Genomic DNA, 23,349 nt, shown 5'->3' on the forward strand with positions numbered 1-23,349 from the left:
CACGAGAGAGGAACGCGAGTGACCACGGTCAGCTCGGCCAGTCCCGGGCTGTCCGGGGACGGGCGCTCCAAGAACCGGCTCTTCGGGCCGCTGCCGGACGTGCAGGAGGAGGCCGGCTACGACGCCGACCACCCGGCACGGGTCGGCTTCTTCACCGACACCTCGGTGTGCATCGGCTGCAAGGCCTGCGAGGTGGCGTGCAAGGAGTGGAACCTGCTGCCGATGGACGACGCGCACGGCACGCGCGACGTCATCGGGCTGTCCGGCATGTCCTACGACAACACCGGCCAGCTGGGTGCCAACAGCTGGCGGCACGTGGCCTTCATCGAGCAGAGCCGCAGCGTGGACCTGCCGATGCCGTCCTTCCCGCCGGCGCCGGACGCCACCTCCCGCCAGGACGCAGGAGACGCCCCGGACGACACGGCGGTGGGCGACAGCGTGACGAGCGCGATGACCAGCGTGCTCAACGCCGAGTCGCTGTCCCAGTTCGACCCGCAGACCGGGCACTCCGGTGACCGGGAGATCCGCTGGCTGATGAGCTCGGACGTGTGCAAGCACTGCACGCACGCCGGGTGCCTGGACGTCTGCCCGACCGGGGCGCTGTTCCGCACCGAGTTCGGCACCGTCGTCGTCCAGCAGGACATCTGCAACGGCTGCGGCTACTGCGTGCCGTCCTGCCCGTACGGGGTCATCGAGCAGCGCAAGGGCGACGGCCGGGTCTTCAAGTGCACGCTGTGCTACGACCGGCTGACCGACGGGCTGCAGCCGGCGTGCGCGACCGCCTGCCCGACCCAGTCGATCCAGTTCGGCAACCTCGACGAGCTGCAGGCCCGCGCCGACGCGCGCCTGGCCACGCTGAAGTCGCAGGGGGTGGAGACCGCCCGGCTCTACGGCCGGGACGAGGACGACGGCGTCGGCGGTGCCGGGGCGTTCTTCCTGCTGCTCGACGAGCCGGAGGTCTACGGGCTGCCGCCGGACCCGGTGGTGACCACGCGCGACCTGCCGGCCATGTGGAAGTCCGCCGGGGCGGCCGCGGTGATGATCGTCGGGGTGGCGGTCTCCGCCATCCTCGGCTCGCGGAGGAGCTGACGTGACGGAGGGCATCGCGACGCCGGGGGCCGGCTGGCGGCGGGCGGACGGGCCACCGGCGGCGAAGCGGGAGAAGCGCCGCCGCCGGCGGGGCGGGGGACGCCCCGGCGGCGAGGTGGCGATGGTCGAGGAGGCCGAGTTCACCTCCTACTACGGCCGGCCGATCATCAAGCCGCCGGTGTGGAAGACGCCGGACGTGCCGCTGTACCTGTTCCTCGGTGGCGCCGCCGGGTCGGCGTCCGTGCTGGGCGCGCTGGCCGACGTGACCGACCGGCCCGCGCTGACCCGCAACGCCCGCTACCTCTCCGGTGGTGCGGCGCTGGCGTCGGTGGTCGCCCTGGTGCACGACCTGGGCCGGCCCGAGCGGTTCCTGCACATGCTGCGGGTGTTCAAGCCGACGTCCCCGCTGTCGGTGGGCTCCTACATCCTGGCGCCGTTCAGCGCCGCGGCCAGCGCGACGGCGGCGGTGGAGCTGCTGGGCTGGTTCCCGCGGCTGAAGCGGTTCGGTGGGGTGGTCGCGGCGCTGTTCGGCGCTCCGCTGGCCACCTACACGGGGGTGCTGTTCGCCGACACCGCCGTCCCGGCGTGGCACGAGGCGTACAAGGAGCTGCCGTTCGTGTTCGGTGCCTCCGGGATGGCCGCCGGTGGCGGGATCACCATGGCGCTGACCCCGGTCGCGCAGGCCGGGCCCTGCCGGAAGATGGCGGTCACCGGTGCGGTGATCGAGCTGGCCACCCTGCACCGGGTGGAGAACGGCATGGGCATCGTCAGCGAGCCCTACCACCTGGGCAAGGCCGGGCGGTTCATGCGGGCGGCCCGGGCCTGCACCGCGGCCGGTGCGGCGCTCACCGTGGTGGCCGGACGGCGGCGTGCCGGCGCGGTCGTCGCGGGCAGCCTGCTGGGTGCGGGGTCGTTACTCACCCGCTTCGGCGTGTTCGAGGCCGGCATGGCCAGCGCCCGGGACCCGAAGTACACGGTCATCCCCCAGCGCGAGCGGCTGGCCGCGCGCGCGGCCGGCGACAAGGTCGCGCAGAACGGGCACGCCTCGACGATCACCCGCTGAGGACGTCCACCCAGACCTACCGCCCGGAGCGGTCCGCCTCGATCCGTCGTGTGCGGCGTGGTCCGCGTTGCGGCATGCGCGAGCACTGTGTCACTCCCCACCCGTGACGGCTGGGGCCACAGGAGTGCTCGTGGCGTCGTACCAGGCGGCTGGCGTCCGGTCGCGACACGACCTGCAGCCGAGGGCCGACCTGAGTTCACTGAGGGAGTTTGGCCGCAGGCGCGTACGTGTGCGTCATCGAGCGCTGAGGGAGGGGCCGTGGGTGTCCTCGTCCTGCTGGTGCCGGCGCTGCTGGTCGTCGTCCTCGGCTACGCGGTCGGCTACACGGTGTGGGAGGCGACCGGGCTCGGGGGCAACCCCGAGATCGTCGGGTGGCTGACCGGGTTCACGCTGTTGATCGCGACGACGTGGCTCTGCTGGGTGCTGCTGGTCCGACGGCGGCGCAGGAGGCGCTGAGGCGGGGCATCCGCGCCGTTGCGGACGTCCCGCAGGCTCAGCGGGTGGCGGAGCGAACGACCCGGCCGGCGCCCTCGGAGCGCGCGACCTGCAGGGCCTCGGTCACCTCACGCAGCGTCTGGGCGGCGCTGCTGCCCGGCTCGAGCGCGGTGACCCCGGCGCAGGCGCCCAGACCGGGGATGTCGAGGTCGGCGATGGCGGCAGTGAGGCGGGTGGCGGCGATCTCGGCGTCCCGGACGTCACCGCGCAGCAGGACGGCGAACTCGTTGCGGCCTGAGCGGCCGAGCCAGTCGTCTCCGCGCAGCGAGCGGGCGACGATCGATGTGGCTGCGGCGAGCGCCTCGGGAGCGGATGCGCGGGCGTCGTCGGACCGCAGCACACCGATCACGATCATGGCTGCCGGCACCTCAGGGGTTGCGGCCAGGCGCTCGGCGACGTGGGCGGAGACGGAGTTCGGACCTGGCAGCAGGCTGGTGACGTCGTCCTCTGGCGGGAGGAGGAACGAGACGGGCAGCGACACCGACAGGGGATTGTGGGCGGGGGGCATGCTCTTTCATCGGCGCGGAGGGCGTCCGGCTGGAGTCATTTCCACCCGGAGGGGTGGTGTGGCTTGTGTCGGTGACGTGCTCCGGTGCAGGTGCGGCCCTCCCCGCCGGTCGGCACGAGGCATGCGATCAGCCGGCAGAGCACCGCGCCACCGTGGGTGCTGTTCGACCGGCGCTGGGGGCGAGGGCCGCCGTGGGCGTGCGGACGGCGGGTCAGACCGTGGACGACCTGCCGACGTGGGCCTGACCTCGTAGGCTTCGCCCACCCTGTCTTCCCCGCGGGGTGTCCTGTCGTCGATGCGTGATGTGGAGCGTGGATGCCGCCAGTCGAGTTGACGTGGGGAGCGGCGACCGCGTTGGGTCAGCGGGAGGACAACCAGGACAGATTCCTGGCCACTCCGCCCGTCTTCGCGGTCGCCGACGGCATGGGGGGCCACGTCGGTGGCGCGGCCGCCGCGGAGGCGGTCGTCGAGGCGCTGGGCGCCCTGGCCGGTCGCGAGATGACGACCGTGGACGACATCCGGCTGGCACTGCGGAGGGCGGACGCAAAGATCCGCGACTTCCGCGGTCCGGACAGGGCCGGCGCCGGGACGACGGTCGCCGGTGTGGCGTTGGTCGACGAGGGGGACGGACCGCAGTGGGCCGTCTTCCACGTGGGTGACTCACGCGTCTATCGGTGGCACGAGGGCCAGCTCGAGCAGCTGACCAAGGACCACTCGGTTGTGCAGGAACTCGTCGACGCCGGATACATCTCTGACGAAAGTGCATCCACCCACCCGCAGCGGCACATCATCACCCGCGCGCTGGGCGTCGGACCCCGACCCGAGGCCGACATCGTCCTGCTGCCCGTCGTGCCAGGGGAAGATTTCCTCGCATGTACCGACGGCCTCACCGGGGAGCTGGCGGACGAGCAGATCGCTGCACTGCTTGGTACGGACACGACCATGGCGGACGTGACCATCCGCTTGACGGCGGAAGCATCAAGGCTCGACGCGCGAGACAATGTCACGGTGGTCGGGGTCCACTGTATTCCTGGGGAACTGCATTCTTGATCCGCTTGTAACGGCAGCCGGAGGTGTCGCGCAGCCCGCGAGCGGCGTATTCCCGCTCCTATTGAGCGCTTGTCCGACTGGCGATGCACCACTCGGACCGTGGTTCGATGGGAATTCGGGTCAACGCACCATTCATGTCCGGCAGGACGTTCCACTGTCCGGCCTCGGGGCGCAGAGTCCATCATGCCCCGGGCGACCCGAATCCAGCGCCGTTGCCGGATCACGGCATGCTTGATTGGGCGAATGAAGGTCGACTGCCTGCTACTCGAAGCTTGGCCGGCCACGCCAGCATTGCCAGGCTCACGGAGTCGGCGTTGGACGATAAGTATCGTCGACCCAGCGGTGTACGGATGCCTGGCTGGCATCACCGGGTCGGTCCGCTCTTCCCAACAGCGGTCATGATGACGCGATGCGAACGAATCCTGACGCAGCGAAGGGAGGGCCAGACGTGTGTCGAATGCTGCCGGAACGCCTCCGCTGAAGTCCGTCGACGTCGCCGAGCCTCCTGGCTTGCAGGCATCTAGGATGCCGCGAAGAGAGCCGTCATCGCGCTAGGAGCTCCATGGTCACCCTGCTGGTAGCCGCAACTGGCGGACATCTCGCGCAACTCCATCAGTTGAGGCCGCGCTTAGTCGACGCCGAGAAAGACGTCGTGTGGGCAACCTTTCGGACGCCACAGAGTGAATCGATGCTTGCTGGCGAGATGGTGGAGTACGTGGACTACACAGCTCCACGCGATTTCCGTCAAGTCGTCCGCAACACGCCGAGAGCCGTCGGCGTCATGCGTCGGCACCACATTGACACCGTGATAAGCACCGGCTCGGCAATAGCACTCTCCTTCTTGCCCATAGCCAGGCTGATGGGCCTGGCAGCCCACTACATCGAGAGTGCAGCTCGAAGTGATGGACCGTCGACCACGGGACGGATGCTCGAGAAAGTCCCCGGCGTCAAACTCTCATCACAGTACAGATCGTGGGCGCGTCCTCCCTGGGAGTACACGGTGTCGGTATTCGACGACTTCGTCGCCGTGCCGAGGCCCCAGGATCAACCGAAGATCAAGAAGCTGGTCGTCACCCTTGGGACCATTGAGGGTTATCACTTCCGCAGCCTGGTTGAACGGCTCGTCGCAATAATACCTCCGGATCTCGAAGTCTTGTGGCAAGTAGGCAACACGGATGTCAAGGGCCTGCCTGTGCTTGGTGTCAAGACCTTGCCCCACCATGAACTCCACGCTGCCGTGGCCGAGTCTGACGCAATCATCGCGCATGCTGGGATTGGTAGCGCACTAGCAGCCCTGAATGCCGGACACCGGCCAGTTCTCGTGCCTCGTCGATCACATCGCGGTGAACACGTCGATGACCATCAGCTGCAGATAGCCCGAGAGCTCGATGGGCGTGATCTAGCACTTCATCGAGAGGTCGAGGACCTCACTTGGGCGGATGTCGAGTCCGCTGTTCGACGGCGGATACAAACGATGTGACATGACGGCAGACAAGGCAACTCGTACTCGATCCGTGTTGTCCAATCGGTGCTGTCGGTCGTCAGCGATCGTGCCTCACCTCGTCGATAGCAAGATGTCATCTCTGATGGGTGGCGCTGAGAAATGATCACCCGAGGGTCGAAGAGCGATCACCACAAAGCGGCGCGGTTAGCACTGGTCTCATACGTAATCACGATGGCGGCACTGACGCTAGGCCCTCTGCCTCGGGCTCTGCTCCGGTGGGTACACGCAAATCTGCAGGAAGCTCTCGGTGTTGACACGCTTGCGATGTCAGCCGTCAAACGGCCCGCCAACCTCGTGCTGTTCATACCCTTCGGTTTCTTGGTCTGCGCTTCTTTTCCAGGCAGTCGCCAGTTGAGGATCGTGATATCTTGTTGCGCCGTGTCGTTGGTCATCGAAGGTGCGCAACTATTATTACCAGGCCGTCACCCGTCGATTGTGGACGTAGCTCTAAACTCGGCCGGCGTAGCCCTCGGAGCGTTCATCTTCGGAATGTGCGTCAATACCCCGTCACGCCAGTCGCGCTGACCCGGCGGCAACGGGGTCACCCGTCGCGACGGGAGCGCGACTGCCCGTTGAACAGCCTGATCCGCTGTTGGTGATGTACAGATGAGCGCCATGTGCCACACTTGAAAGACGCTCCGTGGTGGTGGCGGACTCTCAGGCCGACTTGTAGGAAGCGGAGCTCCGCACCTCTTCGCCGAGAGCCTGATGGACTGGTGAGACAGGGGACGGATACGAGGGGCCGCCAAGCCGCCTGAGTACGCCCTGGGGCCAGCCCATGCGATCGACGGCATCGACGTTCCGTCGGAACTTCGACGGAAGCTGTCCGCCAGTCAGGCTGTGCTGCGAAGGGGAGGCTGTGGCCCTCCCAGGCGATGCGGACAGGAGCAGGATCTGCACTGTTCAGCTAGGCCAAGGCTGGCTACAGCTCGGCCGGCGTGGGATGCAGTTGTCGCCGCTCTTCTAGAGTCGCCCATCAGCAAGACGCTTGAGGACGCGCGCCGGCACACCGGCCACCAGGCACCTGGGTGGAACATCTCGGTCGACCAGAGCACCTGCGCCGACGATGGCCCCCTCGCCCACGCGTACACCTGGCATGAGCGTAGCGCGAGTACCGATCCATGCACCTGCTTCAACCACTATCGGTGCTGACGTCAGTGAGCCTGCTCGCTGCAGAGGACCTGCGATCTCATGGGAGCTGGTCACGAACATGACCTGCATGCCGACGTGGACGCGATCTCCGATGGTGATGGGGGCGCTGCTGTCAAAGACGCAACCCATATTTACATATGCTCCTCGTCCGATGCTGATCGACCTGCCACCTAGCCAGACGCGAGGGGCCACGACGCACGGGGATGCCTGTATACCCATGAGCTGGAGGAGTATGAATCTCAAGTGATTTGGGATCAGTGAGGAAGCAGCTATGCGGTTGATCCAGATGTCCCGCCACAGTGATCGGATGTAGCGGCGCGCGTGCAACCGGGTGGCGGAGCCGATGCGCCGAACGCAACTCCCGTCATGGCTCATGTTTCCCCTGGCCCGTCCGTCGTGAGCGTGCACTCATCGTCGGCTGAATGTCACGCCATCTCAGGTCTACTTTCAAGTGATCGGTGGACGTGAGTTGGCGCTGGCTTGCAGCTATTCGGCAAGGGCCCGGCTGCGGTGCTCCTTGGTGCAACGACTATCAACGGACCGGCCGTCGGCCGGGATGACCTGCGCAGTGTCCAGCCACACATTGCTCGAGTCCCAGCGAACAGGTGCTCCGACGCCATCCACGGGTCCATAACCGCAGTTGGGTCCTATGACGTTGTCGCGAAAGACGTACACGCCGATGTGGTGACGATCCCTCGGTACGGCTCCTCCACGGACCGTGTAGCTCCCGCCGTCCATGTAGTTGCCCTCGATGAGGACGTCATCAAGAGGTCCCATGAGCTGCCCGGTCTGTATCGCTCCGTTGAGTGGGTCATCCAAGGTGGGGTTGTATGCCATCAGAGTATTACCTTGTACCGTTACGTTGCGGCCATGCAACACCTGGACAGCGTCACTGTGCAGGCCAGGCTGAGGGGCTAGATCGTGCACGTACGACTCGCGAAGTGTCGTGTTGTCGCCAAGACGAACTCCGTCCGCCGAATTGTGCACGTCGATTCTGTCCGCGGTCCAGTTGTTGCCATACAATGCCACGGGCGCCTTGCCTAGTCCATCGATCTCGGAGTCCACGATCTTGAGATTCGAATAGCCATCCATCATACGTATGGGAAACGGACTGGCCTCCGATCCCGCGCAACTGATGCGACTTGCCCTGATCGTGACGTCGTGAGCACGAATGATGACGCATCCATCGATGTCCAGGGCTTCGATGAGTGTGCCATCCTCGTCAACGACAATGTCTCCCGCGTGCCGCCGGAGTTGCGTTGCAGTTGGTACTCCTGTCGACTCTTCTGTCGGGAAGTCATCAACATCGATACTTGGTTCTGGCATGTCGACGATTGGGGGCGGCGCACTACGTGCCAACGTGCTGGCTGTCGACTGTCGTGGGGTTATATCGCCATGGGGCGACGACCTCGAGGCGCTCGGCGCTGAGGACGTGTCCGGTAGAGCGGTAGTCGGCTGGGCATCGGGCAGGTCGGCCGCGCTGCCGTCTGGCGGTGAGTGCAGCGCTCGGACAGCAACCAAGCCCGAAAGGCCGACGACCAGTAGCGACACGATTGAGAGCAGAATCCTCCGTCGACGCCTGGCGTTCGCGATCCACACGTTCGGATCATGCCACGGTGATTCGTCCGCACGGTCGTCGGCCAGGCGCTACCGGATGGCAGCCTGTCAGTCGGTCGCGCAGGCACCGACGCACCGCGCCATGGCGGATCGCTGGCAGTACCTTCAGTCCTGTTGTCGGGCAGTGTGGTCCGGCCGAGATGGCGTGGGTCCTTCACGGTCGAGACCACCCGATGGTCGTCGGGGGCTGGTTCCGTGAGAGCCGGTAGATCGCATTGATGACACCTATCGGCTGAGGCCGCTCGGAGCGGCCTCTTGGTCCAGGCCCCGAGCGTTGCTGCCGTGACAGGGAAGAGAACGGAAGGTCGGCCGGCGCCAGCCCGTCGACCGGACGATCGGGCGATGGCAGTCGGAGCCCTACGGTGCCAGTGCGGTGAAGGGCGCGTCAGCGGCTAGTGCAGCAGCGGTGTGGTTGGGCTGCGGGGGAGGGCCCGCGGTCCTAGGTGCAGCCACTCGGACTCCCGACTGAGGACGGTGAGATCCCCTCAGGCCGGAGGTCGGTGTCTCCGGGGCGCAGACTGTGGCGAAAGCGACCATGACCCACCAAGGGAGTCCGTGCACGATGTCTAGCCGCAGGTCGAGCAACCAGTGTCGGCACGGCACCGATCGTCGCGATGAACCCTGGCCTGGCGAACTGGTCAGGCATGTCGAGCGATGCCCGACCGGCGTCGTCGTCAACCACGGTCCTGGCGCGTCGAGCGGCTCGAACAATGCGGCTCACCGTCGGCACCGGCGATCTTCTGCGTCGGCGGATCCATCGCTCGACCTCTCCAGCTCCTACGCCACAACTCGCGAAGGTGACGCTCCCGCGATCAGTGCCTCGAACCTCCAACACCGCCAGGAGAACCCTCCCCATCCACCGCGGCGTCGCCCTGGCTTCATTCCTGCATCCGTGTCGGAGGACGCGGCGGTGGACCGCCGTCTCTGGATACGCCGGTGTCCGATCCTGCATCGGTACGCGCGAGAGATCAACAGTCGTGACGCGTCGTCCGGAGCTCGAGCCCCCGCAGCCAGCCAGCACCACGACGGATCACTCATCGTGTCCGTCCTTGCCCTGCTGACTCGCTGACGTGGTCTGATGTGCCCGTGTCAACCCCAGGTCGACCACGTGCTTCCATCGTGATCCCAGCGCACGAGGAGGCCGCAGTCATCGGGCGTTGCCTCGACTCGCTTCTGGCTGGCGCGCACACGGGCGAGCTCGAGGTCGTTGTCGTGGCCAATGGATGCCGGGACGCAACGGTCGAGATAGTCCGCGGTTACGCCCCGAGGGTCCAGATGCTGGAATTGGTCGAAGGTTCGAAACCCGCCGCTCTCAATGCTGGAGACGAGGTCCTGCAGACCTTTCCTCGGCTTTACATGGACGCCGATGTCGAGCTCACGATAGAAGCGGTTCGCAGTGTGATCGCAGTCCTCACTGGTCCCCACGCGCTCATCGCGACGCCCCGGCGAGCCCTGCAACTCCGCGGCGTCACTCTACCCGTACGTTTGTACCTCAAGACCTGGGAGGCGCTTCAACGTGCACGTGGCGAAACCATAGGAACTGGCGTCTACGCCGTGAACGAGGCCGGTCGCCGCCGTTTCGATCATTTCCCTGATTGCATCGGTGATGACCGTTTCGTGCATGATCACTTCGACAGAAGCGAGCGACTCCTCACCGAGCCGGCGGTCAAGGTGTGGCCTCCGAAGGATATGGCCGAACTCGTGAGAGTCCGCACGCGCGTGAGATTAGGCAACACGACCACACGGGTGACGCCACTTAAGAAGCACCGTCCCCCGCTCTCAGCGCAAGTGCTGAGCCTGGCTAAGGAACCCACGTCCTTGGTCTTTGCACCACTGTACCTGCTGGTGACATTGTTGATACGGGCGCGCGCTCGCAGGATGCGCGATCTACCCACCGTGCACTGGGAGCGAGCGGAGCGGAGGCCGGAATGACCCCCGACCTGTCAGTTCTCATTGTGGCTTACAACAGTGCGCCGCATCTCCCGAGCTGTCTCGCCTCTCTGTCGCTCGCCCTCCGCGGTCTGGATGCCGAGATCCTGGTACACGACAATGCGTCCACGGACGATACGGCGACGTATCTCAGATCGCATACACAGATCCAGACGCAGGAGAGTCCAATCAACATCGGGTTCGCGGCGGCATGCAATTCGCTCGCCCGAATCAGCCGCGGCAGGTACCTGTGGTTCCTCAACCCGGACACAACGGTGGACCCGCAAGCTGCTCAGCAACTTCTCGAGGCAGCTGAGCGGCATCCTGCCGCTGGTCTGTATGGCGCACGGACGGTCACTTCAAGAGGGGACGCCGTCGGGGGCAGCGCTCAGGGGACGATGACGATCCGCTCGCTCGCCTGTTTCGCGACGGGGCTGTCCACGATGTTCCCCGGTCGCCGCTGGACGGATCCCGAGAGTCTTCCAGGATGGGATAGAAGGTCCTCACGCACGGTGCCCGCACTGAGCGGGGGGGCACTCATGGTGAGGCGGGATGCTTGGGCGCACCTCGGGGGGTTCGACACGCGCTACTTCATGTATGCCGAGGACATTGATCTGTGTACGCGGGCTTGGCGCGCCGGTTTCAGGCCGATGTTCGTGGCAGGAGCGCTCGTCGAGCACGAAGTAGGCGGCTCATCCTCTCCCGATCAGAAGCTGGTGCTCCTCAACCGCGGGAAGGTGACGTTCATGAGAAAGCTGTGGCCGACGTCAAAGGCCACGATAGGCGTCGAGCTGCTCGTAGCAGGAGTTGGATTGCGAGCGGCGGCGCAGAGGATGGGGCTCTTCCCTGATCGGCCAGGCCGCTTGCCTGGCAGTGCTTGGCTCCAAGCCTGGAAGCGGCGTGATGAGTGGCGCGCGGGATGGCCGTCCACGTGATGTGAGGTCACCTGGGCGGCAGTCAGCCTCACGCAAGTGCCCATTCATGCAGCGCTTCCGAGATGACGGCTCGTGAGACCAGAATAGCCTCCGCAACTGTCGAGAGATACGCATGGTCATCGCAGATGGCCATGTAGGAGGGATGGGTTCGGTGGGCAACGAGCGGCCGTGGTCGAGTGACAGCTGCATTCAGGGAATAATCTTTCCAGAGGCCTTCAACGCTATCGTGGCCATGTCTGCATGCCGAAAGCGACCATATTCGATCACGTCGATCCCTTCGTGAAGGACACTGGCCGGGTTGCCTGCGACAACCGTGCGCGGCGGCACGTCTTTCGTCACTACCGAACCTGCGCCTACTATGCAATTATCTCCTACGCGCACTCCAGGGAGAATCATGCTGCGTGCCCCGATGAAGCAGTTTCTGCCGATCACCGTGTCGAGATATAACCCTCGGGTCCTGTCATGCGCCAGAACGACGGCTCCAAAGGCGACATAGCTGTGCGGGCCAACATGAACGCCGGTGGGATGCGTCTTGTCCAAGTGGGCCTTGAGGGAGACGATGGCCGTTCGATCGACGTGCATTCCCCAAAATCTCGTGTGGAGAAGCCACCGCGCCAGCATGAGTGCCTTACGGATCGCCTCAAAACGGTGCAGCGATCGGTTCACTCCATCACCCCTTACTCGCGCGGCATCTTAAACGCGAAGTGGACCAAAGCGACCCGACTCGCGCCTGCACGAGTATGGCATGGCTGACTCGGGTTTGCCTCGCGGAAGCGCCAGTCTGCGCGAGGCGGCGGCCTGGTCCGTCGTCCTTACGGCTGGCCGCGTCATCACTAACGCTGCGGTGCTTCTAGTTCTGGCAGCCATACTCGGACCTTCAACGTTCGGAACGATCGCCATAGCCACGATCTACGTCCTGGCGCTCCAGGTGGCGTTCCAACAAGGCCTCACGCCGGCCCTCATATCGCGGCGAGTCGTTGATGACGAGACGCTCCAGGTCGCGTTCAGGCTTTCGTTGTTGATTGCCGTGACGCTGGCGGCGGCCAGCTGGCTGGTCAGCGACGGCTTGGGTGAGGTCTTCGACGATCCGGACCTTCCTGATGCCATCCGAGCATTGACGGCGTTGCTACCCCTCTTCGCGCTGGACCTCGTGCCCGACGCAATGGCACGAAGAGTCTCCGACTTCAAGTTCCTCGCGTTCAAGACCAATGTCTCTGCGTTGGTGGGCGGCGTGGTCGGTGTCGTGGCAGCCTTCATGGGTCTGGAAATCTGGTCACTGGTGCTGCAGCAGGTCTCGACTGCTGTGGTGTCTACGGCGCTACTCCTCGTGCGCAGTTCCTGGAAGCCACGACTTAGATCACCGTGGCCTTGGTCGCGGATGTCTGTATCGAGACAGCTCCTGCATTACTCGGGGCGGGCAGGCCTGGCGGGTACTGCTCAGTTCTTGTCGGGTCAGGTGGACAGCGTCCTGGCCGGAGTCTTCTTCTCGCCCCGTGTCGTCGGTATGTACCGGATGTCCGGCAGGATCGTCGCGACCGTGACCGAGGTCGCGATCCGAAGCGGACAGATGTCATTACTGCCCGACTTCGCTCGACGGCGCACCGAGGCTCACGGGTCCGCTGAGGCAAGGATCCTCGAGATCCAGCGAGTCATCGCATTGGCAGGTATGCCGCTCTTCGGTGTTCTAGCAGGTGTTGCCTTCTCATTCCCGAGCATCCTTGGTGAAGAATGGGAGCCGGCTGCTTACCCACTTCTGCTCCTCAGTCTTGCAGCCGTCGTTGAAACCGGTCTCGCGACGATAGCCCCAGCCGTCCAAGCGGAAGGTCGACCTGGGTCGTTGGCTTGGGTCAACGGTGCCTCCTTGGCGGGGACAGTCGCTCTGGTCGGCGTCGTCGGAATCGTTGCTGCTGACCGAGCGCTGGAGATCCAGCTCGCCATGATCGCGTCCGCTCGACTCGTCGTAGTCGCTGCCTTAACGGCACCACTGTCCGTCTGGGTCCTGCGTAGGACGCTCGGTGTGCGCACACTTGCATATCTCGGTGCGATTGTGCCAGGTGGGCTCATCGCATCGGCCGCCATCATCGCGGGATTGACGGCGCATACTTGGGCGGCGCAACATTCGGTCACGCCACTCCTCGAGCTCCTCGCCGCCGGAGCGTCTGGGGGTGCAGCAACCGTAGGTGGCTATGCCATCTTCTGGCGCACCTTCCTCCTGTCTCGTATGAGGGAGGCCGTCAAAGCGGTACCGAAGTCCTCCTCGCGCGTCGAGTAGCGGAAGCCGGATGCCTCACGTGAAACCCTGAACCATGCGGAAACAGTGAGCCTCTCTTGTTGTGGGAGGTCGCACGAGCCGCCAGGTGCTCGCGGTTCCTGGTCGAGGTCTTGGTCTGAGCTCACTTTCGAGCATGACCCGGAGGTGGCGACGGCCGGTGGTCCTGGTGGGATGGGTGTGGTCCGGACGGGCGCACCATGGACGTCGAGGTGTACCAAGCCGGCACGTTGCTGACGGCGGGGCTGCTTCCAATGCAGGGGAACCTGCAAGTGGGGTGTGGCTTGTCGAAGGGCCCACATCCGCCCTGAGGTTCTCGTGTCCCACGGTGATGCTCGCACCACCGTCCATGGCCGCGAGCTGATCGTCGACCGGCACCCCCCGACTTGCTCCAGACGCACATCGCCGCAGCCACGGGCTTCGTCCGCAAGTGCGTGCGCACCTGACTCGTTCGCTGTGCCACGTAGGGCGAGGCCGGTCTGGCCGACCGCTCATCGCCGCCGCACTGCAACCCGAGCCGGACGGGGTCGAAGTCGAGGACCGCATCGTCGAGCGGTCTGGGCAGGAGCCCCACGGTCCGGACTGGCTCGGCGCGCAGCTGGATGTGCCGGCCCGCGCGGTCTCCCGGGTGCTGACGCGCAGCGGACAGTCCCGGCTGTGCACGCTGGATCCGAACACCGGGGAGGTGAACCGCGTCTCCCGGCAGACCGCGGTCCGCTACGACCGCTATCAGCCCGGCGAGCTGACCCACATGAACGTGGAGGAGTTCGCCGCATCGTCGACTGCGGCGGCTGGCGCACGCACGGCCGAGCGGCCACCGTCGATCTCGGCGCAAGTCGGTGCCCACAGGTCACGACCCCCGTGCACTCGGTGGTACATGACCACTCCCGGCTGGTCGACTCCGAGGTGTTGCCCGATGAGAAGGGCACGACCTGCGCGGCGGTCCTGGCGCGGGCGGCAGACTACTTCACCGCCCACGGCATCGACCGTATCGAGCCGGTGATGACCGACCACGCCAACGCCTCCAAGCACTCGATCAAGGGTGTGTGCGCCCCGCTCGGCGCCCGGCGGAAGTCCATCCGCCCGCACTGCCACCGGTAGAAGGGCGAGGTCGAACGGGTCAACCGCACCCTTGCCACCGAGTGGCCTACCGGCAAGTCTTCACCAGCAACGCCAGCGCGCCGCCGCCCTTGCTCCTGAGTTGGGCTACAACACTGCCCGCCGCCACAGCGCACTCGGCGGACTCCCACCGGTCAGCCGCCTGGCGCCAACCTGATGACGGGGTGCAACGAGGCTGCTTCTGCGACACGGACGGCGCCGATGACTTGCGAGCGATGGACGCCCACTTGGCCGACGCTGATCGGGTGTTCGGCACAGTCGGCGGCAGCTGTCCGCAGCTCCGTGGGCATGGCGTTCGCCTGTAGCTCCGTCCGGTGGGACGCGGTGAACAGCGGGCGGGGATCGACCGGGCGGGCGCATTCAGTCGGGCTCGGTCATGCAGCCGCCGGCGCAGTGATCAGCGTCGACCCGTCCACCTGCTTGCGGTTGCCAATGACATGGTCTGCAGCCGTCGTCCGCTATGGCAATGGTCGCCGTAGCCACAGCATCGTCCAGTTGTCGACCACCAGCACCTGCTGCTGCGTGCCTCCCACCCTGTTGGCTGCGCCCAGTGTCCTGAGCCGGCGATGCCTCATCTCAGTGGTGCGGACGCGCTCAACGCTTGGTCGAGCTGCCGGTGAGGATCGGAGGGCGTTCGATCCCTCACCAGGCGCCACATGGCTCCGGCGACGCCTAGGCAGAGGAAGAAGACCCCCGCGAAGGTGGGGAAGGCAAGCGAGTCGAATGTGAAGGACGTGACTATCGCGACGGATGCAGTCGCTGCAAGCGCCTGGCCCAGGTGGGTGTCGTCTCGATCGCCACCCCTTCTTCTCAGGGTCCGTCCGAGCCAGTAGGCGCTGAGGAATGCAACTGACATGGCAAGCGTTCCGGCGATCCCTGTTTCGAGCAGCGCTCCCAGGTACTGGTTGTCCAGGAGTCGATAAATCTCGGGAACGTAGGTGCCTACGCCACGCCCGAACCATGGCCGGTCAACTATGTATGACCACGTAGCGGCATAGTCGGCTCTACGACCTTGGATGCTCGGATCCGCCTCGACGTTGAGGAAGGCGGATTTCAGCGTACCGAGAACACCTGGCACAGCGGCTCGGAAAGCGACGAGTGCAAGTCCCGCGATGAGTGCGGCCTTCAATCGTCGGCGCCAGTCCCATGCCGCGCTGAGGACCAACGACCCCACAGCGACGCCGAGTACGCCGGCCCGCGAGATGGAAAAGGGGACAGAGGCGGCTATGATCGCTACCTGAGTCCAGCGCAGTGTTGCGTTTGTGCGGGTAATCGCCGTGAAGGCGCGATAGATCGCGATGGGCAACAGCATGGCCAGGACTACGCCGAACTCGATGTAGTGCTGCTGTGTCCCGTACACGCGATTGAAGTCGGGTCCGCCCCTGACTCCGACGCCGACCAGATCCTGGTTGTAGACGAGACCCGGAAAGCGAAGGTATGGGGTCAGGTCTATGTTGTAGAACTGTAGAGCCCCTAGTAGAGCGGTGAAGGTGCCTGCGCAGATCAGTGCGGTGAGCAGTCGGTCTACGTGGACACGGCTCCTCAGACCATCTGCTGCAGTCAGTGCGACGCCCAGCCATGCTCCGAAGATCAAGAGGTACCGATCGGCGCTACGAGCCTCGAGTGGCAGCAGTCCGCGGTCCAGACCTGCGGCGTAGGAGATCAGGATCGTGATGGTGAGCAGGCAGAGCACCAGTCGGACGGGCTGCCACCCCGGTGTCGCCAAGTGAGGATGGAGACGGGTCAGGAGCCACCAGAGGAGGAGACCCAGACCCAATGCGACAGTAGGCCTACCCGCACCTCCCATACCCGGTAGTACGAGTCTTGCTGGGAGTATGAAGAGCAGTCCGACATAGAGCATGAGCATCGTGACCGCTGTGCCGGTGACCCGAAGGCTGGCGGCATGGCGTCCGCGAGTCACTGCCGCGTCGGCTCAGTCAGTCCGGGGTTCCGGACTGTGGTCCCGGCCTCGTGAACCGTGTGGTTGGTCGTGTCTCCACTGCCGGGCGACGAGGAGGGTCGGCTGATCGGCGTCGTGCCGCGGCGATTTGGTCGCCGGTACCTGGTCAAGATCCCGTCGACGAGGACGGAGACCGCCAGCGTCAAGAGCAGCCCGACCGCCAGCGAGATCACCAGCGCGCGTAGCGGGGCGCTGTCTGCTGCGGTGACCGCTGGGCTCGTGAGTGTGTACAGGGCGAGGCGCTGTTCCTGCTGAGCGGTGGGCTGCTGTTGCGCCAATTCGCTGTCGAGTTCATCGATGACGCGCTGTCCTGTGTCCAGAGCGTCCTGGCGGTCCTGAGACTCGACTGAGATCGTGATGATCGGCTGGCGCTCAGAAGCCACCACGGAGTACGCTGCCACATCCGATCCTTCGGTGGCTCTCTCCTGGAAATCGGGTGCTGAGCCGAGGAGCGCCAGCGCTTGGGCCGCTGTGAGAGTCGACCCACTGAAGCCGAGCAGCGGATTGGAAGGGACGACCTCGAAACCGTTGTCGGTTTGGACGCGGGTAGCGCTGGGAGGAAGCACGAGAACATTCGAGGTGACGGTGTAGCCAGGAGAGACACCAGCACGGACAGCCAAGGCGACGGCGACTGTCGCGATACAGAGCGGCAGTGCGATGTACCAACGTCTCATTAGTATGCGCGCGATGTCGAGCAGGTCCATGGGCCCGTTTCCTTCTGTCGATCGATGATCTGAACGGGTCGACGTGGCGCTGAACTCGTGTCGACCTCGCGCTGGTCGGCTGCCGAGCGCGACCGTGGGGCATGATAGGCGTCAGGGACAGCTTGCCCCACCGCTCTCTACTCAAGCCCCGAAGGGCAAGCCGTCAGTCACGGGCAGTCATCGACCGCTCGGATACCTCCTTGGATCGTTGGCTCAGCGGAAGGCTCCCCTCTGCGGTCGATGCGGGTCCTCGACCTTGGCGGCCGTGAGGTCGATCGAACACCGAAGGCGCCGCGTGAGGCGTTGCGAAAGCCCCCAAGGGGCTCGCGGGAGGAATCCACGCGCCACCCTCGACCAATGCGACCTGCCCGAGGTGCGCACGTCGCCATGCAGTTCCGACCCCACCGACCTGTCGCGCTGGTCGTCGCACACGATGTCGTAGGCAGTGACAATCGCCGAAGTGACTGCGCGGACCGGCGCGGCACCCCCGTGAGCGCACCGCCACGGGCAGCCTCAGTGTCACGGGATCCGCGACGACGTCCTGCGAGTCCTCCGCGCACGCCATGACCACTGTCGCGACTTGATGGTGATGATCCCCGAGGTGCGCGCCGGGTCGTCCTGATTCGTGTTGCTGTCATGCCGGCGGCGATCCACGTGGCGCTGCATGCGGTCGTCATACAAGCCCAACTTCCCGGGCGTCGTGACCCCCGAGGTCGAGGACCAGGTCGCCACCCCTGACCGGAGGCAGGCATCACCAGGAGCGAGGGCAGCTCGATCGGCGCAGGGATGGACGCCGAGGTCGCCGCCTGGCGTGAGGACCGCTCGGGCGAGCAGCCACTCGCGCACCGGTTCTCCGTCGGCACCTCTGGCACAACGCTGGTCAACCGGCGGGTGGTCTCTGAGGCCGTGTCCATCTCCGCCTGAGGGGTCGCCGGAGGCCGCCGCGACGCATACGGCTGTGCGGTGGACACCACAGGGAGAACGAGATACGTCACTGAGTTTCTGACCTGCGTGCGCCACCGACGCTTCGCGCAGAGGTGTAGTCGATCATCTCGGACTCCCGCCGAGGGCTGGTCGGTGCCATAGGCACCGTGTCAGCCGGTCCGGCCCGGCGGCCTTACCGGGTGAGCCCCTCGGCACGTCGTATTCGACAGCCTGAGCAGGAAGTCCGCGGAAACGCACGCGCGCCGGCTAGCGGCACCACCTTCGCCAGAGCCAGCGGCGACACCGATGCATGGCGGTCGACGACGTCGCGTTCACTTGGGCCGGTAGTTCCCGCCGTGGTCCTCCGGCTCCGCGGTGCCCATGCGGAGCACACCGCCGCTGCCGACTCACCAGCTCTCGACTGGCGCACCATCCAGGGCACCTGTGCCTGGATCGGCCGAGTAGGGAGCGTGAGGGGGCGCCGACGTCGCGGGCTCCACTGCGACGCCTTCTGCCCCGGGTGGTCTCGACGCGCTCATCGGGGACTAAGAACACGAGCCCGTCACCGACTCCTGCTGCCTGCCAGATGCCACACGGTCCCTGCTCGCTCCGCCGGAGCGGAGCAGGCCGCGGGCCCGCTGACTCGTTCCGTCGAGCCAGCCGCGACCGTGGGCCCAGCGCGGCTTGCACTGCCTCGTGTGGCACGGCTCTCGGCAAGGGTGTCCTGTAAGGCTCTGTTGCAGATCGATAACGACCCGTATGGTCCTCGGCGAATCGACGCCTGCGGTCAGCTCCTTCGCTCTGGCAGGCTCGGCAACGTCGGACTTGGCCGCGCGGGGGTGCAGTACCGTCATGTCCCTGGCTTCTAAGCAGCAGCTCCGTCGCTCTGCTGCCCCTGACGGCGGATGGTCACGATTTGCTGGCCGGCTCCGCGGTGAGGGGACGGCTGCGCGGCGTGCGTGGCGTGCCGCCTACGTCCGGCGAGCTGTCCTCGGGGATGCGGCCGTCGCCGCCCTGGCTGCCGTGGTCGCTTACGTCCTCCGCTTCACCCCGGCCGACGTCGTGGCGACCAACACCTCGCTGTGGGTGATGGCAGCCCTCCCCGTGGCATGGGTGGGGGCCATGTACGTCGCCCGCAGCTACGAGCCGCGCTTCCTGTGGGTCGGTCCGGAGGAGTTCCGCCGGGTCTTCGCCGCAGCCATGATGATGCTCGCGACGGTCGGCACCGTCTCCTGGGCCTTCAAGCTCGAGGTCGCCCGAGGGTTCGTGGTGATCGCCCTACCGCTGGCCACCGTGCTCACGCTCGGGCAGCGGTACCTGCAGCGCCAGTACCTGCACCGGCTGCGCAGTGCCGGGCGGCACCTGCAGACCACGCTCCTCGTCGGCCACCGTGGCGCCGTGGCCGCGCTCGACGAGCAGATCGACCGGGAGGCCTTCCACGGGCTCCGGGTCATCGGCTGCTGCCTCCCCGCCGGCAACGACTCCGCCGCCGACGCCTTCCAAGGCCTGCCGGTCCTCGGTGCCCTGGACGACGTGGCCGCCGTCGTGCGGCAGTACGAGGTGGACACCGTCGCCGTCCTGCCCTGCCCCGAGTTGGACGGAGCCGCTCTGCGGCGGCTCGGCTGGGGGCTGGAGGGCACGGAGGCCGAACTCCTCCTGGCCCCCGCCGTCACCGAGGTCGTCGGGCCCCGGGTCAGCATCCGGCCGGTGTCGGGGCTCCCGCTGCTGCACGTGGAGCGACCCGAGTTGACCGGGTCCCGCCGGCTCGCCAAGCACGCGTTCGACCTCACCGGCGCCCTGTCGGGCCTCCTCGTCCTGGCGCCGGCGCTCGTGGGCATCGCGATCCTGATCAAGGTCACCAGCCGCGGGCCGGTGTTCTTCCGTCAGGAACGGATCGGCCGTGACGGCCGGACCTTCCGGATGCTCAAGTTCCGCAGCATGGTCGTGGGCGCGGACCGCTTGGTCGACGGCCTGATCGGCGGGAGCGACGGCAACGGCGTCCTCTTCAAGAAGAAGGACGACCCACGCGTCACCCGCGTCGGCAGGGTGCTGCGCCGCTACTCCCTGGACGAGTTCCCGCAGCTGATCAACGTGGTCCGGGGTGAGATGTCGCTCGTCGGCCCGCGCCCGCCGCTGCAGCGCGAGGTCGACCAGTACGGGCACGACATGCGCCGCCGCTTCCTGGTCAAGCCGGGGCTGACCGGTCTGTGGCAGGTCAGCGGGCGCTCCGACCTCTCCTGGGACGACTCGGTGCGCATCGACGTCCGCTACGTGGAGAACTGGTCGCTGGCTTTCGACTTCATGATCTTGTGGAAGACCTTGGGTGCCGTACGTCGGGGCTCGGGCGCGTACTGACTCGGCCCCACCTTCACCGAGCTGATCCAGACGTTCCCGCGCCCCGCCAGGTGGACGGCGCCGCGGGATGGCGCAAGCGGGGACGAGCTGGCCCGTGTCGCCAGCGCGAGTGGCGATGCTCCAGGAAGCGCTACAGACAGGATCGCGAGGTCTCGGAAGTCCCGGGTGACGAAGGCTCCGCCCCCTGCGGGCCACGGTGATGACGGAGCCTGCCAACACCGCTTGGGCACGATGCTGATCGTTCCAGCGAGCGCAGTCTCACAGGCACTGAGTCACACGGGCCGCGGGTGGTTTCCGCCCGACCGGCGTTAGAGGCCGGTGCCATCACACAGGTGCCCGGCGCGCAGTTGAACCGTGCACGCGGCCGCGCTCACGAGAAAGGCGCCGTGCTCGACGGCCCAGATGTCGACGGCGAGCCACACGGCACCGAGCAGGAACTCCACACGGTGATCGTGGTGGCCGGTCCCGGCCCGACCGTGGACGTCCGAGGACGACACGGGGCGGCTGTGGCCAGAGCGTCGTAGGCGGCAGCAGGTCAGGGGCAGACGCGCCAGGTGCCCTGCTCGTCGGCCAGCGGCAGGACGAGGTTGTCCCGCCACCCGTCGGCGTACTCCAGCGTCACCGTGACCTCTGCGGTCGTCCTGCCGCCGGACGACCGGACGTCGAAGCCGCGGACGTCGTACCCCGTCACGTCCGGGTCGGTGTGGTGCGCGGCCAGCTCGTCGGCGGTCACTTCCCCCCGCACGTCGGCGCAGAGGCCGGCGTGCGCGTCGTCCCACCGGCCGTCGACGAGCGCCTGCGCGTAGGACTCCGCGGCGTCCCGGACCGGCCCGACCTCGCTGCCGACCGTGTCGAGGAAGCGGACGGCCAGCGCGCCGCACCCGCCGAGCACCAGCAGACTCCCCACGATCGGCAGACCGACAGTCAGCCAGCGGGAGCGGCGCGGGCGCGGCGGTGGCGGTGGTGGTGGTGCAGCGACCCAGGAGGGGCCCGGGCCGGGCGGGGACGGTGCGGGACCGGTCATGGCGGGGCCTCCCTCGGGACGCGGCGACCCGGCAGCCCTGCCCACCGACCCGGCGGGCCAGCCGGCCGGTCCGCCGGGTTCACCCAGGCGGGCGACCGGCGGCCAGAGGCGACCCGGCGGGTCAGCGGGGGACGGCGGGCAGCGCCTGGCGGCCGAACTCCTCGGCGTGCTGGGACAGCGAGTCACTGCCCAGGTAGGCCCACATCCGGTCGGCGGAGACGCCGTCCAGGTACACGACGCTGGCCGCGCCCTCGGTGCCGGTGCCCAGCGTCGGGGCGGTGAAGAAGTCCACGGCCTCGGGTCGCAGCCCGCGCAGGGAGTAGGCCAGCGACAGCATCTCGGCGTTGCCCAGCTGCTCGTCCACGGCCACGGCGCTGGTCACGGCGAGCAGTGCGGCGTCCAGGCGGCCCGGGTCGGTGAAGGTGTCGGAGCTGAACAGCTGGGTGAACACGGACTGCAGGTACTGCTGCTGGCGGCGCACCCGGTCGAAGTCCCCGCCGGGCAGGCCGTAGCGCTGCCCGAGGTACCAGCGCGCCCGATCGCCGTCGAGGTGGTTGACGCCGGCGGGGAAGGTGTAGGGGCCCCACGAGGTGGTCTCGGCGACGACGACGTCCACCCCGCCCAGGTCGTCGGTGACCTGGATCAGCCCGGCGAAGTCGATCGCGACGTAGTGGTCGATCCGGACGCCGGTGAGCTGCTCCACGGTCCGGATGAGCAGCGGCGGCCCGCCGTAGGCATACGCCGCGTTGATCTTGTTCCGGCCGTACCCGGGGACGTCGACCCAGGAGTCCCGCGGCAGGGAGATCAGCTGCGCGTGCTGCCGGTCGCCCGACAGTCGGGCGATCATGATGGCGTCGGAGCGGCCACCGGCGGCGATGCCCTGCTCCGCGGTGCCGCGGGTGTCCGAGCCGACCAGCAGGAAGGTCACCGGTTGTTCGGCGGCCTGCTGTGCCGGGGTCGCCGGCGCGGGCCGGGCCTCGTCGTCCAGCTCGGTGAACACGCCCGCGACCCGGTCGACGTTGCCGGCGTAGCGGTCGGTGAGGAACCACAGCGCGCCACCGACGACCAGCGCCAGCACCAGCCCCAGCACGCCGAGGCCGACCAGCACCCGCCGCAGCGCCCGCCGGCGCGACGGTCCCGGCTCATCCGAGCCCGCGCCCGGGCCCTCCGCCGTCCTGATCGCCTCGCTCACGCGGCCCCCGTCCCCTCGCCCGGCACGCGACGCTACGGACCCGCGCCAGCGGCGTCAGGCGCCGCTCACCCGGCGGGGTGAGCGGCTCGGTGGGCGGGCGCGGGAAGGGGATGTCGGCCGGGGAACGGAGCTCCTCACGGTCGGCACGCCGGATCGCGCGCCCCAGCAGGACGGCGGCCGGGACGGCGAGCACGCACCAGACCGCCACGGCGGTCCACACCCAGTCCATGCACGCCTCCTCGCCAGCGGGCACCTCCTGTACGGAGTCCAACGCGGTAGCGACGCGATTGGAGCCCGGGGACCGGGGGCCCGTCGCAGACGGGCGGCGGGTGCCGGCTCCTGTCGCCCGGTGAGTCTGTCGGGCAGACTGCGGAGCCGTGTTCACTCTCCCGGAGTCAGTTCGGCCCCGTTCGGGTGACGGACGGGTCCCGGCCCGCCTGCACCTGCACCGGTTCCGGTG

19 protein-coding genes and 1 pseudogene are annotated in these 23,349 nt (G+C 67.0%); 11 read left to right on the top strand and 9 right to left on the bottom strand.

Translation table 11 applies throughout. The annotated features are described in order from the left end of the window. The first annotated feature begins 18 nt into the window (after positions 1-18). The 3 genes from RTG05_RS01685 (at position 19) to RTG05_RS01695 (ending at position 2,608) form a co-directional block, all read left to right on the top strand. Positions 19-1,089 carry a 4Fe-4S dicluster domain-containing protein gene (locus tag RTG05_RS01685; protein WP_166527182.1) on the top strand — a complete coding sequence of 357 codons (1,071 nt, stop codon included), beginning with the start codon at positions 19-21 and terminating at the stop codon, positions 1,087-1,089. A 1-nt stretch (position 1,090) separates the two neighbouring features. Next, positions 1,091-2,152, top strand: a complete 1,062-nt coding sequence (gene nrfD, locus RTG05_RS01690; RefSeq protein WP_166527183.1) for an NrfD/PsrC family molybdoenzyme membrane anchor subunit — start codon at positions 1,091-1,093, stop codon at positions 2,150-2,152. A gap of 258 nt (positions 2,153-2,410) precedes the next feature. After that, positions 2,411-2,608, top strand: a complete 198-nt coding sequence (locus RTG05_RS01695) for a hypothetical protein (protein WP_166527184.1) — start codon at positions 2,411-2,413, stop codon at positions 2,606-2,608. A gap of 37 nt (positions 2,609-2,645) precedes the next feature. Here RTG05_RS01695 and RTG05_RS01700 read toward each other — a convergent pair whose 3' ends face one another. Continuing rightward, a complete protein-coding gene (locus tag RTG05_RS01700) occupies positions 2,646-3,002 on the bottom strand; it encodes a diguanylate cyclase domain-containing protein (protein ID WP_315912227.1) in 357 nt (118 codons plus the stop codon). Positions 3,003-3,470: 468 nt separating this feature from the next. Between RTG05_RS01700 and RTG05_RS01705 the strand changes: the two genes are divergently transcribed. The 3 genes from RTG05_RS01705 (at position 3,471) to RTG05_RS22280 (ending at position 6,234) form a co-directional block, all read left to right on the top strand. Then, entirely contained in the window at positions 3,471-4,205 is a 735-nt protein-coding gene (locus RTG05_RS01705) for a PP2C family protein-serine/threonine phosphatase (RefSeq protein WP_166527186.1), read from the top strand. Between the two features lie 562 nt (positions 4,206-4,767). Beyond that, positions 4,768-5,685 (top strand): glycosyltransferase, encoded by a 918-nt coding sequence (locus tag RTG05_RS01710; RefSeq protein ID WP_166527187.1) that lies wholly within the window; start codon positions 4,768-4,770, stop codon positions 5,683-5,685. A 288-nt stretch (positions 5,686-5,973) separates the two neighbouring features. Continuing rightward, positions 5,974-6,234, top strand: coding sequence for a VanZ family protein (locus RTG05_RS22280; protein WP_396349632.1), 261 nt, complete (start codon positions 5,974-5,976; stop codon positions 6,232-6,234). 438 nt (positions 6,235-6,672) lie between these two features. Here the strand turns inward: RTG05_RS22280 and RTG05_RS22285 are convergent, their stop codons facing one another. Together RTG05_RS22285 and RTG05_RS01715 are read right to left on the bottom strand one after the other, a co-directional pair. Beyond that, the gene (locus RTG05_RS22285; protein ID WP_396349619.1) at positions 6,673-7,236 is read right to left on the bottom strand and encodes an acyltransferase; all 564 of its coding nucleotides are present in this window, start codon (positions 7,234-7,236) and stop codon (positions 6,673-6,675) included. Between the two features lie 111 nt (positions 7,237-7,347). Next, a complete protein-coding gene (locus RTG05_RS01715) occupies positions 7,348-8,187 on the bottom strand; it encodes a right-handed parallel beta-helix repeat-containing protein (protein WP_166527190.1) in 840 nt (279 codons plus the stop codon). Between the two features lie 1,377 nt (positions 8,188-9,564). Here RTG05_RS01715 and RTG05_RS01720 point away from each other — a divergent pair. Both RTG05_RS01720 and RTG05_RS01725 read left to right on the top strand, forming a co-directional pair. After that, on the top strand, positions 9,565-10,410 hold the full coding sequence (locus tag RTG05_RS01720; protein ID WP_315912228.1) for a glycosyltransferase family 2 protein: 846 nt from the start codon (positions 9,565-9,567) through the stop codon (positions 10,408-10,410). Then, the gene (locus RTG05_RS01725) at positions 10,407-11,342 is read left to right on the top strand and encodes a glycosyltransferase family 2 protein (protein ID WP_166527192.1); all 936 of its coding nucleotides are present in this window, start codon (positions 10,407-10,409) and stop codon (positions 11,340-11,342) included. Before RTG05_RS01720 ends, RTG05_RS01725 begins: the two co-directional genes overlap by 4 nt. A 189-nt stretch (positions 11,343-11,531) precedes the next feature. On the opposite strand, the gene RTG05_RS01730 is transcribed toward RTG05_RS01725, so the two are convergent. Further along, on the bottom strand, positions 11,532-12,008 hold the full coding sequence (locus tag RTG05_RS01730) for an acyltransferase (RefSeq protein ID WP_315912229.1): 477 nt from the start codon (positions 12,006-12,008) through the stop codon (positions 11,532-11,534). A 79-nt stretch (positions 12,009-12,087) separates the two neighbouring features. Here RTG05_RS01730 and RTG05_RS01735 point away from each other — a divergent pair, with 79 nt between their 5' ends. Further along, positions 12,088-13,614, top strand: a complete 1,527-nt coding sequence (locus RTG05_RS01735) for an oligosaccharide flippase family protein (protein ID WP_166527193.1) — start codon at positions 12,088-12,090, stop codon at positions 13,612-13,614. A gap of 315 nt (positions 13,615-13,929) precedes the next feature. Next, a pseudogene (locus tag RTG05_RS01740) lies at positions 13,930-14,887 on the top strand (integrase core domain-containing protein). A gap of 414 nt (positions 14,888-15,301) precedes the next feature. Here RTG05_RS01740 and RTG05_RS01745 read toward each other — a convergent pair. Next, positions 15,302-16,597, bottom strand: a complete 1,296-nt coding sequence (locus RTG05_RS01745) for an O-antigen ligase family protein (RefSeq protein WP_166527194.1) — start codon at positions 16,595-16,597, stop codon at positions 15,302-15,304. A gap of 50 nt (positions 16,598-16,647) precedes the next feature. Next, positions 16,648-17,394, bottom strand: a complete 747-nt coding sequence (locus RTG05_RS01750; protein ID WP_166527195.1) for a YveK family protein — start codon at positions 17,392-17,394, stop codon at positions 16,648-16,650. A gap of 1,776 nt (positions 17,395-19,170) precedes the next feature. Between RTG05_RS01750 and RTG05_RS01755 the strand changes: the two genes are divergently transcribed. Next, positions 19,171-20,673: a sugar transferase gene (locus RTG05_RS01755; protein ID WP_166527196.1), complete on the top strand. Its 1,503-nt coding sequence runs from the start codon at positions 19,171-19,173 to the stop codon at positions 20,671-20,673. A 308-nt stretch (positions 20,674-20,981) separates the two neighbouring features. On the opposite strand, the gene RTG05_RS01760 is transcribed toward RTG05_RS01755, so the two are convergent. The 3 genes from RTG05_RS01760 to RTG05_RS01770 all read right to left on the bottom strand — a co-directional run bounded on the left by RTG05_RS01760 (position 20,982) and on the right by RTG05_RS01770 (position 22,889). Continuing rightward, entirely contained in the window at positions 20,982-21,116 is a 135-nt protein-coding gene (locus tag RTG05_RS01760; protein ID WP_315912230.1) for a hypothetical protein, read from the bottom strand. 92 nt (positions 21,117-21,208) lie between these two features. After that, positions 21,209-21,580, bottom strand: a complete 372-nt coding sequence (locus RTG05_RS01765; RefSeq protein ID WP_166527197.1) for an Rv0361 family membrane protein — start codon at positions 21,578-21,580, stop codon at positions 21,209-21,211. Between the two features lie 238 nt (positions 21,581-21,818). Then, positions 21,819-22,889 carry an LCP family protein gene (locus RTG05_RS01770; protein WP_315912231.1) on the bottom strand — a complete coding sequence of 357 codons (1,071 nt, stop codon included), beginning with the start codon at positions 22,887-22,889 and terminating at the stop codon, positions 21,819-21,821. Positions 22,890-23,349 lie beyond the last annotated feature (460 nt).

Source organism: Geodermatophilus sp. DSM 44513, from assembly GCF_032460525.1.
GTDB lineage: Bacteria > Actinomycetota > Actinomycetes > Mycobacteriales > Geodermatophilaceae > Geodermatophilus.

Bases quoted from the DNA above. Each gene is read 5' to 3' on its own strand.
- RTG05_RS01700 (WP_315912227.1), bottom strand. From the start codon at position 3,002: ATGATCGTGATCGGTGTGCTGCGGTCCGACGACGCCCGCGCATCCGCT.
- RTG05_RS01705 (WP_166527186.1), top strand. From the start codon at position 3,471: ATGCCGCCAGTCGAGTTGACGTGGGGAGCGGCGACCGCGTTGGGTCAG.
- RTG05_RS01710 (WP_166527187.1), top strand. From the start codon at position 4,768: ATGGTCACCCTGCTGGTAGCCGCAACTGGCGGACATCTCGCGCAACTC.
- RTG05_RS22280 (WP_396349632.1), top strand. From the start codon at position 5,974: ATGTCAGCCGTCAAACGGCCCGCCAACCTCGTGCTGTTCATACCCTTC.
- RTG05_RS22285 (WP_396349619.1), bottom strand. From the start codon at position 7,236: ATGAGCCATGACGGGAGTTGCGTTCGGCGCATCGGCTCCGCCACCCGG.
- RTG05_RS01715 (WP_166527190.1), bottom strand. From the start codon at position 8,187: ATGCCAGAACCAAGTATCGATGTTGATGACTTCCCGACAGAAGAGTCG.
- RTG05_RS01725 (WP_166527192.1), top strand. From the start codon at position 10,407: ATGACCCCCGACCTGTCAGTTCTCATTGTGGCTTACAACAGTGCGCCG.
- RTG05_RS01735 (WP_166527193.1), top strand. From the start codon at position 12,088: ATGGCTGACTCGGGTTTGCCTCGCGGAAGCGCCAGTCTGCGCGAGGCG.
- RTG05_RS01745 (WP_166527194.1), bottom strand. From the start codon at position 16,597: ATGCTCATGCTCTATGTCGGACTGCTCTTCATACTCCCAGCAAGACTC.
- RTG05_RS01750 (WP_166527195.1), bottom strand. From the start codon at position 17,394: ATGGACCTGCTCGACATCGCGCGCATACTAATGAGACGTTGGTACATC.
- RTG05_RS01755 (WP_166527196.1), top strand. From the start codon at position 19,171: ATGTCCCTGGCTTCTAAGCAGCAGCTCCGTCGCTCTGCTGCCCCTGAC.